11 protein-coding genes are annotated in these 10,293 nt (G+C 71.0%); 3 read left to right on the top strand and 8 right to left on the bottom strand.

Annotated features, from left to right (window positions below; all coding sequences use genetic code 11):
• Positions 1 to 124: 124 nt before the first annotated feature.
• From ACE3T5_RS19405 to ACE3T5_RS19390, 4 genes are all read right to left on the bottom strand, one after another.
• A complete protein-coding gene (locus ACE3T5_RS19405; protein WP_374669754.1) occupies positions 125 to 406 on the bottom strand; it encodes a DUF2834 domain-containing protein in 282 nt (93 codons plus the stop codon).
• 98 nt (positions 407 to 504) lie between these two features.
• Positions 505 to 1,488, bottom strand: a complete 984-nt coding sequence (locus ACE3T5_RS19400) for a Bug family tripartite tricarboxylate transporter substrate binding protein (protein WP_374669753.1) — start codon at positions 1,486 to 1,488, stop codon at positions 505 to 507.
• A 29-nt stretch (positions 1,489 to 1,517) separates the two neighbouring features.
• A complete protein-coding gene (locus ACE3T5_RS19395; protein ID WP_374669752.1) occupies positions 1,518 to 2,486 on the bottom strand; it encodes a TAXI family TRAP transporter solute-binding subunit in 969 nt (322 codons plus the stop codon).
• 27 nt (positions 2,487 to 2,513) lie between these two features.
• Positions 2,514 to 3,728 (bottom strand): CaiB/BaiF CoA transferase family protein, encoded by a 1,215-nt coding sequence (locus ACE3T5_RS19390; RefSeq protein WP_374669751.1) that lies wholly within the window; start codon positions 3,726 to 3,728, stop codon positions 2,514 to 2,516.
• 149 nt (positions 3,729 to 3,877) lie between these two features.
• Here ACE3T5_RS19390 and prpR point away from each other — a divergent pair, with 149 nt between their 5' ends.
• Entirely contained in the window at positions 3,878 to 5,839 is a 1,962-nt protein-coding gene (gene prpR / locus ACE3T5_RS19385; protein WP_374669750.1) for a propionate catabolism operon regulatory protein PrpR, read from the top strand.
• A 61-nt stretch (positions 5,840 to 5,900) separates the two neighbouring features.
• Here prpR and ACE3T5_RS19380 read toward each other — a convergent pair whose 3' ends face one another.
• Positions 5,901 to 6,410 carry a hypothetical protein gene (locus tag ACE3T5_RS19380; protein WP_374669749.1) on the bottom strand — a complete coding sequence of 170 codons (510 nt, stop codon included), beginning with the start codon at positions 6,408 to 6,410 and terminating at the stop codon, positions 5,901 to 5,903.
• 208 nt (positions 6,411 to 6,618) lie between these two features.
• Between ACE3T5_RS19380 and ACE3T5_RS19375 the strand changes: the two genes are divergently transcribed.
• Together ACE3T5_RS19375 and ACE3T5_RS19370 are read left to right on the top strand one after the other, a co-directional pair.
• On the top strand, positions 6,619 to 7,458 hold the full coding sequence (locus ACE3T5_RS19375) for an IclR family transcriptional regulator (RefSeq protein WP_374669748.1): 840 nt from the start codon (positions 6,619 to 6,621) through the stop codon (positions 7,456 to 7,458).
• Between the two features lie 95 nt (positions 7,459 to 7,553).
• Positions 7,554 to 8,033, top strand: coding sequence for a tetratricopeptide repeat protein (locus ACE3T5_RS19370; protein ID WP_374669747.1), 480 nt, complete (start codon positions 7,554 to 7,556; stop codon positions 8,031 to 8,033).
• Positions 8,034 to 8,164: 131 nt separating this feature from the next.
• On the opposite strand, the gene ACE3T5_RS19365 is transcribed toward ACE3T5_RS19370, so the two are convergent.
• From ACE3T5_RS19365 to ACE3T5_RS19355, 3 genes are all read right to left on the bottom strand, one after another.
• On the bottom strand, positions 8,165 to 8,968 hold the full coding sequence (locus tag ACE3T5_RS19365; protein WP_374669746.1) for an iron dicitrate transport regulator FecR: 804 nt from the start codon (positions 8,966 to 8,968) through the stop codon (positions 8,165 to 8,167).
• Entirely contained in the window at positions 8,965 to 9,777 is an 813-nt protein-coding gene (locus ACE3T5_RS19360) for a BPSS1780 family membrane protein (RefSeq protein ID WP_374669745.1), read from the bottom strand. Before ACE3T5_RS19360 ends, ACE3T5_RS19365 begins: the two co-directional genes overlap by 4 nt.
• A gap of 125 nt (positions 9,778 to 9,902) precedes the next feature.
• The coding region (locus ACE3T5_RS19355) for a phosphotransferase (RefSeq protein ID WP_374669744.1) at positions 9,903 to 10,293 on the bottom strand (391 nt) is incomplete at its 5' end.

The following is a 10,293-nucleotide window of genomic DNA, read 5'->3' as shown; positions in this document are numbered from 1 at the left end:
AATCCCGATGAGGATCAACTCTCGACCGGAGAGCCGTATGCGGGAGAACTGCACGTACGGTTCGGAGGGAGGGGAGGGCCTTGGCCCTTTCCTACCCCTATCAGCGTTTCCCTCTCGCGTGCCATCACCCCTTGCGCCGCGTCAGCAGATAGAGGAGGGGCCCGAACGAGCCCGCCGCCAGCGTGAGCACCACCCACGGCACCGGGTTGCGGCCGGCGGCCCGCGCGTCGCGCCAGAGCCAGGTGAGCACCAGGGCCAGGGCGAGGCCCAGGTCCGCCAGGACCTGCAGGCCCGCGGTGTTCTGGAACTGGTGCGCGAAGAGGCCCCAGTAGCCATGCTGCCAGACGGCCGCTGCCGTGAGGGCCGAGAAGACGGCCAGTACGCCCATCAGAATCGCTCGCTGCATCGAAACCTCCAGAGTGTGCGGCGGATTCTCGGCAGCCACCGGCTGGCCAGCGATGACGTGGGAGGTCATGGCCGCGTGGTCCCCGCACGCCTGCGCGGCTACTCCGGCTCGATCCCCGCCGCCTTGATCATCTTCCCCCAGCGCTCGGTGTCGCGTTCGGCCAGGCGGCGCAGCGACTCGGGGTCGCCGGGGAAGGGCAGCGCGTGGATCTTCGCCAGGTACTCCAGCATGCCGGGGCTGCGCACCACCACGTTGACCAGATCCGACAGGCGCTGCACCACCGGCTGCGGCGTCTTCGCGGGCACGAAGAGGGCGAGCCAGGCGGTGAATTCGAAGCCGGGCAGCCCGGCTTCGGCCAGCGTGGGCAGGTCGGGCGCGGAGGGCACGCGGCGCGGTGACGTGATGCCCAGCGCCTTGAGCTTGCCGCCCTGCGCCTGCGCGATGCCGAGGCCGGCGTCGGTGATCAGGAAGTGCAGCTGGCCGCCGATCAGATCGGTGATGGCCTGGGCCGAGGTCTTGTAGGGCACGTGCACGGCCTCGATGCCGGCCATCTGCCGGAACGACTCCGAGGCCACCCGGCCGGTGGCGCTGGAGCTGCCGTAGTTGAATTTGCCCGGCTGGCTGCGCGCCAGGGTGATCAGCTCCTGCAGCGTGTTCACGCCCAACGAGGGTGCCACCACCAGCACCTGCGGAATGGTGGCCAGCGTGGTCACTGGCGCGAAGTCGGCTACCGGGTCGTAGGGCAGCTTCTTGAACAGGTGGATGTTGGCCGCGTGCGTGGAGTTGGCGCCGAACAGGATGGTGTGCCCATCGGGCGCCGCGCGCGCCACGTACGAGGCGGCCACGCCGCCCAGCGCCCCCTGCTTGGCCTCCACGATGAAGGGCTGGCCTGTCGCTTCCTTCAGCCGGTCGGCGAGGTAGCGCACCATCAGGTCATACGCATTGCCGCCGCCGAAGGGCACGACGATGCTGACCACGCGCGAGGGGTAGGCCGTTGCAGGGGTCTGCGCCCACGTGGGCAGCGCGGGGGCCAGCGCGCTGGCGGCCCCGGCCAGCAGCAGGCGGCGGGTAGGGTGGTTCATCGCGGTCTCCTTGGGTGTCTTGCAGGCGTTCAGGCCAGGTAGCCGTGTTCGCGGTAGTAGCGCTCGGCGCCAGGGTGCAGCGGAAGATCCACCCCGTGCGGCATGCGCTTCGGGTCGATCGGGTAGGTCAGCGGGCTCTGGTGCACCGGCATGTGGCGGAAGCGTCCCTCGAACTCCGCGCGCTCCTCCACCATCACCGCCGTCACGCGATAGGCCACTTCCTCGGGCATGTCGTCGCGGCAGAGGATCGCCCAGTTCGACCAGTCGAGGCACGGCACATCCACCGGGTTGCGGTGGCGGCCCTTCTCCAGCACGGCGGGGCGCAGGCCATACACCTCCACCAGGGTCTTCATCGCCTCGGGCTCGATGGGCAGGAACACCATGTCCTGCTGCTCCACCAGATCCGTCCAGTTCGACACCATGATGGCCTCGTTGAAGACCGCGTTGCACACGCCGGCCTGCGCCGCCTTCAGCGTGGCACGCGGGTTCTCGTGCTCGTAGTAGCTGCCGCCCCAGGCCACGATGTCCATCGGGTCGATGCCGTGCGCACGCCAGATCAGGTCGATCACGTAGCTGCACAGGCAGTCGTCCTGCCGCGGCGGCATGGCGATGTGCAGCTTCGGTTTCTTCTCGCGGATGTCGGCGAAGCTGCGCACACCCGCATCCGCCCGCACGGCGAAGGTGAGGCGGTCGTCCTGCGGCAGGTGGCCCAGCGTCCGCAGGTTGGGGTAGGCGCGGCCGGCGTAGAAGTGCAAGCCCTCGCGCGCCCAGCGCACGCCGATGTGCGTGGGCGTGGTCACCGACAGATCCGCCTCGCCCATGCCCACCAGGTCGATGCTGTCGCGGTACGCGCTGCCGGTGCGGATGGTGAAGCGCGAGAGCGGTGCCGAGCGCCAGCGAAGGTGCGCCGAGACCCAGCCCCAGATGGTGTGGAAGTTGGCGGTGCCCCAGTCCCCCACCATGGTGAGGTCGAGGCGGGTGCCCTTGTCGGTGGTCATGCGGTTCTCCTTGGATCGGATGGAAGCTCAGGCGATGGCCGCCGCCGCGCGCAGGCGCGCGATGCGCTCGGGCGTGTAGCCCAGCCAGTCGCCCAGCACGTCGTCGGTCTGCGCACCCAGGGCGGGCGGCGCGGTGAACGGGGGCGGCTGCGGTGTCTCGCCCGGCAGCGGGTCCAGCCGCACCGGGTTGCCTGGCATGCGGATGGTCTCGCCGGTGGGCAGCGTGACGGGCACCACCATGTCGCGGGCCAGCACCTGCGGGTCGGACAAGGCCTGCGCAAAGTCCTGCACCGGCCCGCAAGGCACGCGCGCCTCGCCCAGGCGGCGCAGCCAGTCGGCCGTGGGCGCGCGCTGTAACTCGCGCGTCATCACCGCATCGATGCGCGCCTTGTCCGCCAGCCGCGCCGGCTGCCGGCGCAGCGGCGGCTCGTGCAGCTCGGGCGCATCCAGCACGGTCAGCAGGCGCTCGTAGATGGCATCGCCCAGGCAGGCCACGATGAGGTGGCCGTCCGCGGTGGGATAGCAGTTGTAGGGCACATGGACGAAGTGCCCGTTGCCCATCGGCCCTGGCACGATGCCCGAGAGCAGGTACATCGTGGCCATGTAGTTCAGCATCGAGATCTGCGCGTCGAGCATCGAGATGTCCACGTGCCGTCCGCGCCCGGTGACATGCCGCTCCTGCACGGCCGCCAGCACGCCGATGGCGGCGAAGAGGCCGCCGCCCAGGTCGCCAATGGGGATGCCCGCGCGCAGCGGCGGCCCGCCCGGCTCACCCGTGATGGACATGCCGCCGCCCATGGCCTGCACCACCTGGTCGAAGGCGGGCCGGTCGTGCCCGGGGCCGGTGGCGCCGAAGCCGGTGATGGAGCAGGTGACGATGCGCGGGTTCACGGCCGCCAGCGCCGCGTGGTCGATGCCCAGCCGCGTGGTCACGCCGGCGGCGAAGTTGTCCACCACCACGTCCGCGCGCGCCACCAGGTCGAGGAACACGCCCCGACCGTCGGCGTGCTTCAGGTCGATGGCCACGCTTTGCTTGTTGCGGTTGAGGGTGAGGAAGTAGGCGCCCATGCCATCGCGCGAATGCAGCGGATCGTCGCGCAGCAGCTCGCGCGTGGCTTCGCCGCGGCCCGGCGGCTCCACCTTGATCGTGCGTGCGCCCAGGTCCGCCAGCAGCTGGGTGGCGTAGGGGCCTGACAGCATGTGGGTCAGGTCGAGCACGGTCAGGCCGGCGAGTGGGGTCATGGGGTCGGGCGGGTCTGCAGGGGGTTGGGTGCAAAGCGTGTGCCCGGCTCGCGCTGTTCATGCAAGTGATTGATTTGAATAGGCATTTTCCATCCTGACCGACGGAACCCCATGTCTCATAATGTCTCGGGAAACAAAGAGAGTGTTTCATGAAACAGATCGATCCCGCCGGGGCGGCGTCGCCCGCTGCGCCGCTTCGCCTGTGCTTCCTGAGCTACCGGCACCTGAGCGAGCTGGCGCTGACCGTCATGCCCGATTTCGCTGGCCGCGCGCGCATCGAGGTGATCGAGGCCAGCTTCGACTCGGCCCTGGCCGCCGCGCTGGCGCGCGAAGAGGCGGGCGAGGTGGACGTGTTCGTGAGCGCCGGCTCCAACGCGGCGCTGCTGCGGCAGGCGGTCGCTTCCCCGGTGGCGAGCGTGGGCGTGAACGGCTACGACCTGCTGCTGGCCCTGCTGCGCGCGCGGCAGCTCGGTGACCGCGTGGGCGTGGTGACCTTCGGCGACACCATCGCCGAGCTGGACCGCGTGAAGGCGCTGCTCAATGTGGACGTCGCGCAGCGCGCCTACCGCACGGTGGAAGAGGCCCGGGCCTGCTTCCGGGCGCTGGCGGCCGAAGGCTGCGGGGTGATCGTCGGATCCAGCATCGTCGTGGAGATGGCGCAGCAGCAGGGCCTGCACGGCATCCTGGCCTATTCGGCCGCGTCGGTGCGGCAGGCGCTGGAAGACGCCATCGAGATGGGGCGCGTGGCACGGCTCGAAGCCAGCCGCCATGAGCAGGTGCGCTCGGTGCTGCACAACCTGCAGGAGGCGGTGCTCGCCGTGGACCGGCGGCACCGCATCATTGCCGTCAACTCCGCGATGCAGCAGCTGCTGGGGCCGGCCGCGCGCGTGGGGCGGGATCTGGCCGCGGTGGAGCCGGCGCTGGGTCTGGGCGAGACGCTGGAGACGGGCGAAGGCGCCCAAGGCGAGGTGCTGCAGTTCGCCCGCCGCGAGTGGATCGTCAACCGCACGCCCCTGCGCGAGGGCGGCGCGGTGACAGGCGCGGTGATCGCGCTGTACGACGCGGCGACGATCCAGCAGGCCGATTCCAGCCTGCGCACGCAGCGGCGGCGCCGGGGGCCGGCGGCGGCGCGGCATCGATTCGACGATCTCGTGGGCGAGAGCCCTGCGTTCCGCCATGCGCTGGATGCCGCGCGCCGCTTCGCGCCCACGGACCTCACCGTGCTCATCACCGGCGAGAGCGGCACCGGCAAGGAACTGGTGGCGCAGGCCATCCACCAGGCCAGCCCGCGGGCCGGCCGGCCCTTCATCGCGCTGAATTGCTCGGCCCTGCCTGAGTCCCTGCTGGAGAGCGAGCTGTTCGGCTACGAGGAAGGTGCCTTCACCGGCTCGCGCCGGGGCGGCCGCGCCGGTCTGTTCGAATCCGCGCACACGGGCACCGTGTTCCTCGACGAGATCGGTGACATGCCGCCGCTGCTGCAGACGCGCCTGCTGCGCGTGCTGCAGGAGCGGGAGGTGACGCGCCTGGGTGCCACCGTGCCGGTGCCAGTGGACGTGCGGGTGATCGCCGCCACGCACCAGCCGCTGGAGGCGCTGATCGCGCGGCGCGCCTTCCGCGCGGACCTGTACTACCGGCTCAACCTGCTGCGCGTCGCGCTGCCGCCGCTGCGTGAGCGCGGCGCCGATCTGGAACGGCTGGCCCTGGACGCCCTGCATCGCAGCCTGGCGCGCCTGCAGTGCGGCCTGCCGGCGCGTGACGTGCTGGCCCGCGTGCGGTCCGCGCTGCGCGCGCACCGCTGGCCGGGCAACGTGCGCGAGCTGGAGAACGTGGCCGAGCGCATCGCGCTGTTCTTCGCGGCGCAGGCCGACGTCGCATCGGCACCGCTGGCGCGGCTGGCGGTGGATTGCCCGGAGCTGGCGCCTACCCTGGGGGCAACGGAGGCGCCGCAGGCGGCGGGCCTCTCGGCGGTGGAGGCGCTGGCTCGCTGCGGGGGCAACCGCGCACAGGCGGCGAGCCTGCTGGGCATCAGCCGGGCCACGCTGTGGCGCCGTCTGCAGGTGGCGGTGAGCGAAGGCCATGCCGTGCCGGCGGCGGCGCGGAGGCGCCGCTGAGGGACCCGCGGGGGCGCCGCTGAGGGCCCCGCGGGGGCGCCGCTGCGGGCTCGCGGGCGAGCTACTCCTCGTCGCCCATGTGCAGCCAGTCCGTCTCGGGCAGGCCGCGGTAGAAGGCGACCACCACTTCCAGTGCGCCGTGCTTGTGCGCCCACAGGATGTGCTCCTGGAAGCACAGGCGCTTGGGGATGGACGAGGTGGCGAACCACGCCTGGCCGATCACCGGCGGCGGCGGGCGCCAGTGGCCCGGCTCCTGGATCTTGCCGGGCAGCAGCTCGTACAGCTGCTTCCAGCGCTCGGGCCGCAGGCACACGCGGTTGTGCCAGCGCACCTCCTGCAGGGCCTGGTCGAGGATGTCCACGGTCTCGATCGACGTGGCGGGCATGCCCATGGTGGGCAGCTTGTCATTGGCGGTGGGCGGGAACTCGCCGGGGTTCAGCCGCCCGCTGAGCGTGGCCGGCACGGTGGCCTGGAAGGGCTTGTCCTGCGACTCGGCCACCCGGTTCCACAGCGCCCAGCCGGAATCGGGGTCGTGCTCCACGGCGTCCGGCGTGGGGATGGGGTCGGCCATGCCGTAGATCGAGTCCGGCGCGGCATGCGGCGGTCGCTTCTTGGGCTGGGGGGGACTGTTGGCCATTCGTTGGCGGGACGTCAATCGAAGCAATGTAGTCAGACCGGCGACGTCCGGCAACCGGCGGGCCATTCTGCCGGGCGGAATGTGGTGCCCTCCAAACGCATGGGTGACAGGCCTCACGCGGGCCGCGGTGCAGAATGAATACATGAGTACCCATGCATCCCCTCACGGCGGCGGGCGGCGGCCGGCGCAGGCCAAGCCGGATCGCCACTTCGTCACCGCGCTCGCCCGCGGGCTCGAGGTGCTGAGCGTGTTCCGCGCCCGGGACCACCTGCTGGGCAACCAGGAGCTGGCGCGCCGCAGCGGCCTGCCCAAGTCCACCATCTCGCGGCTGACCTACACGCTCACCAAGCTCGGCTACCTGGAGCACGCGCAGGACGAGCGCGGCAACGTGGGCTACCGCCTGGGCAGCGCCGTCCTGGCGCTGGGCAGCACCATGCTCTCGCGCATGGACCTGCGGGCCGTGGCGCGCCCGCTGATGCAGGAGCTGGCGGACCACTCGCAGGCCATGGTGGCCCTGGGCACGCGCGACCGCCTGTCGATGATCTACGTGGAGACCTGCCGCAGCGAATCGGCGCTCACGCTCAGCCTGGAGGTGGGATCGCGCATTCCGCTGGGCACCACCGCCATGGGGCGCGCCTACCTGGCGGTGTGCAGCGAGGTGGAGCGGCGCGCGCTGATGGAGCAGATGCGCGAGCGCGACCCAGAGCGCTGGCCCGTGGTGGAGGCAGGCATCCTTCGCGGGCTGGAGGAGTACCGCCGCATGGGCTGCTGCGCCTCTTTCGGCGAGTGGCAGGGTGACGTGAACGCGCTGGCCATCGCCTTCCGGCCGCTGGCCGGCCGGGGCATCATGGGCATCAACTGCGGCGGGCCGGCCTTCCAGCTCGCGCCCGAGTACCTGCTGCGCGAGGTGCGGCCCCTGCTGGTGACCATGGGGGAGCGGCTTCAGCAGCTGGGTGCCGTCAAGCCGATGGCCCTGTCGTGACGCATTGCACGGCCGCGGCGGTGGTGATGGGGAACCGTCGGTTGCGCGCCGGGTCGCATTGGACGAGCATCGCACACGCTCCAGGAGAAGCCTTCATGCCGCGCATCACCCTAGCCGCTGTCCTTGTCTCGCTCTCGGCTGCGGCCGGCGCCGCCGACACCCCGGGCACCGACCCCAACATCCCGCGTGCCACCAACGTGGTGGCCGACCGCATGGCCGCCGCGCGCAAGGCCATCGCGGCAAGCGACTTCAATGGCGCCCTGCGCGAACTGCAGGTGGTGGTGCGCGAAGAGCCGCGCAACGCCGACGCGCACAACCTCATGGGCCTGAGCTACCGCAAGCGCGCCAATCCGGACGTGACCAAGGCCTTCGAGCACTACTACATCGCGCTGCGGCTGGATCCCCGTCACAAGGGCGCGCACGAGTACATCGGCCAGGCCTACCTGATGGAGAAGCGGCCCCTGCAGGCCGAGCAGCACCTGGCGGAGCTGGAGAAGATCTGCGGGAGTCAGGCCTGCGAGGAGTACCAGGAGCTCTCGCGCGCGATCACGGCGTTCCGCAAGACGGCGAACTAGGCCCTGGCGAGGGGAACGCTGGGGTTCCCTTCGGTCACCGCCAGCCTACGAACCGCCCAGTCCTCTGCCTGGATGGGATTCCCGTAGGCTGGGGTGGAGCGCAGCGCAACCCCAGCAGCGTTTGCGCCGCCTTACCGATACCCGCTGCTCCCATACGGACTGGCGCCACCGCTCGCAGGTGAACCACCCGCCGCCGGCGCCGCACCGCCATACGCGCCGCCGCCATACCCACCCCCATCCGCCTTCTGCCCCTTGCGGCCGGTGATCTGCCAGGCGGTGCGCTGTTCCACCAGCTTGGCCAGGGCCTCCACTTCCTCGTCGGTGTGGTTCATCGCCTTGGCGGGGGTGATGAGCTTGCCGTCCTTGGGCACGGGCTCGCCCCAGAAGGACTCGTGGTACTCCGCCACGCTGGTGCCGCGGTCGCGGCCGGCGGACAGGTCCACCGTGCCGTAGCAGTTGCAGAAGTAGGTGCGCGAGTCCTGCTGCGGGAACACCTCGGTGTAGACACCGGTGCCGCGGATGCCGGCGGTGAGCGTGGGCGTCACGATCTGGCGGCTGAAGCCCTTGCCCCATACGCTGACCACGGCGCCGGTGACGATGCGCAGCACGCTCACGGTGTTGAGCGTCTGGCCGCGATCGACCGTCACGCGCGAGTTCTGCCGCACCTGGAACGACGCGGTGCCGATCACGAACACCAGGTTGGAGCCCGGCCCGGTCTCCACGCGGTCGCCGGTCTGGATCACCGTGTCGGGGCGCAGGGCGGAGCCGTTGACGAGTGCGTCACCCGTCAGCTCCACCACGTTGGTGCGCTGCTGCGCGAAGGCCGCGGCAAAGCCGCCCATGGCGGTGAAGGCGGCCGCGCCGCGCAGGAAGCTGCGGCGACGGAACCAGAGCAGTTCGTCCTCGGTGCGATCGAGCAGGATGTGGTGGGTCATGACGGGGTGTCTCCTCCTGGTGGGGGCTGGTGGGGCTCGGTGGGCTCGGTCGCTTCAGGGGTGTCGGCCAGGAAGCTGTCGCGGAAGGTGAAGTACAGCGAGGTGGTGAACATGGAGGCCATCAGCAGCACCGCCGGCATGAGCACGGCGCGCACGGCCGAGGCGCCCCCGAGGGCCGCGCCGATCGCGCTGAGCGCGAAGCCGGCCAGCAGGAACACCCCCATCCAGGCCAGGCCGTAGACCAGCATGGCCCCGAAGTTGCGCAGGCAGGCCACCCCGCTGAAGAACAGGCTCTTGGCCGGCGAGATGCCGTGCCAGTGCACCAGCGCCGGCGCATGCCAGAACAGCAGCGCCAGCGGTGCGTGCAGCGCCATCACGGCCAGCATGCGCGGATCGATCTGCTGCATGGCGGCCTCCGCCCCGGCGGCCGGCGCAGGGGTTGGCGCGCCGCCGACCAGCAGCTCGCCCAGCAGCGTGGCCGCGAACGAGCCCGCGGTGTACATCAAGCCCAGCTGCAGCATCGCCGCGCCCCGCTGGCGCCCGGCCCGGAAGGCGCTGAGCAGCACCGAAGGCATGGGAAAGCGGCCCTTGCTCGCCTCGGCCGTGGCCGCCATCAGGCCCAGCGTGGCCGCCGGCACCAGCATGCTGCCGACCACCATGCCCACCACCGGCACCATGGCCACGACCAGCACGGCGGCCATGTACATGAAGAACAGTCCGGCCAGCGCCAGCGGCTGCCGCAGGAAGGTGACGATGCCGAGCTTGACCCATTGGATGCCGGTGCGCGCGGGGACGATGTTCAGTTTCACGGGGGCTTACGGTGCAGCAGTCGGGATTGGATGCGGCTTCTGACAGCCTTGGAAGGGTGCGCCGGGATGGCACGTGACAAATTTAACGCAAGGGCTCACCGCGTCGTGCCCTTGGGGGCGTGGTGTCACCCCAGCGCCGCCGCCGTCACGGGCTCGGCGATGCGCTGGCGCAGCACGCGCTCGAAATGGGTCGGGTCATGCGGCTTGAGCAGCGAGGCCTCACGCGGGAGGTGGAAGTCCCACAGGCGCGACACCCAGAAGCGCAGGGCGCCCGCGCGCAGCATCGCGGGCAGCAACTGGCGCTCGGCCGCGGCCAGCGGGCGCACCGCGGCGTAGGCACGCAGGAAGGCACTGGCCCGCGCCGCATCATGCGCGCCGGTGGGCAGGTCGATGCACCAGTCGTTCAGGCACACCGCGACGTCGAACAGCCAGGTGTCCACGCCCGCGAAGTAGAAGTCGAAGAAGCCGGTGAGGCGTTCGCCCTCGAACATCACGTTGTCGCGGAACAGGTCGGCG

Origin of the sequence: Ramlibacter sp. (assembly GCF_041916345.1) — a bacterium.
Lineage (GTDB): Bacteria > Pseudomonadota > Gammaproteobacteria > Burkholderiales > Burkholderiaceae_C > Ramlibacter.
Note: the sequence above shows the minus strand (reverse complement) of the source record. Positions and strands in the feature narration are given on the sequence as shown.

Bases quoted from the DNA above. Each gene is read 5' to 3' on its own strand.
- ACE3T5_RS19405 (WP_374669754.1), bottom strand. From the start codon at position 406: ATGCAGCGAGCGATTCTGATGGGCGTACTGGCCGTCTTCTCGGCCCTC.
- ACE3T5_RS19400 (WP_374669753.1), bottom strand. From the start codon at position 1,488: ATGAACCACCCTACCCGCCGCCTGCTGCTGGCCGGGGCCGCCAGCGCG.
- ACE3T5_RS19395 (WP_374669752.1), bottom strand. From the start codon at position 2,486: ATGACCACCGACAAGGGCACCCGCCTCGACCTCACCATGGTGGGGGAC.
- ACE3T5_RS19390 (WP_374669751.1), bottom strand. From the start codon at position 3,728: ATGACCCCACTCGCCGGCCTGACCGTGCTCGACCTGACCCACATGCTG.
- prpR (WP_374669750.1), top strand. From the start codon at position 3,878: ATGAAACAGATCGATCCCGCCGGGGCGGCGTCGCCCGCTGCGCCGCTT.
- ACE3T5_RS19380 (WP_374669749.1), bottom strand. From the start codon at position 6,410: ATGGCCGACCCCATCCCCACGCCGGACGCCGTGGAGCACGACCCCGAT.
- ACE3T5_RS19375 (WP_374669748.1), top strand. From the start codon at position 6,619: ATGAGTACCCATGCATCCCCTCACGGCGGCGGGCGGCGGCCGGCGCAG.
- ACE3T5_RS19370 (WP_374669747.1), top strand. From the start codon at position 7,554: ATGCCGCGCATCACCCTAGCCGCTGTCCTTGTCTCGCTCTCGGCTGCG.
- ACE3T5_RS19365 (WP_374669746.1), bottom strand. From the start codon at position 8,968: ATGACCCACCACATCCTGCTCGATCGCACCGAGGACGAACTGCTCTGG.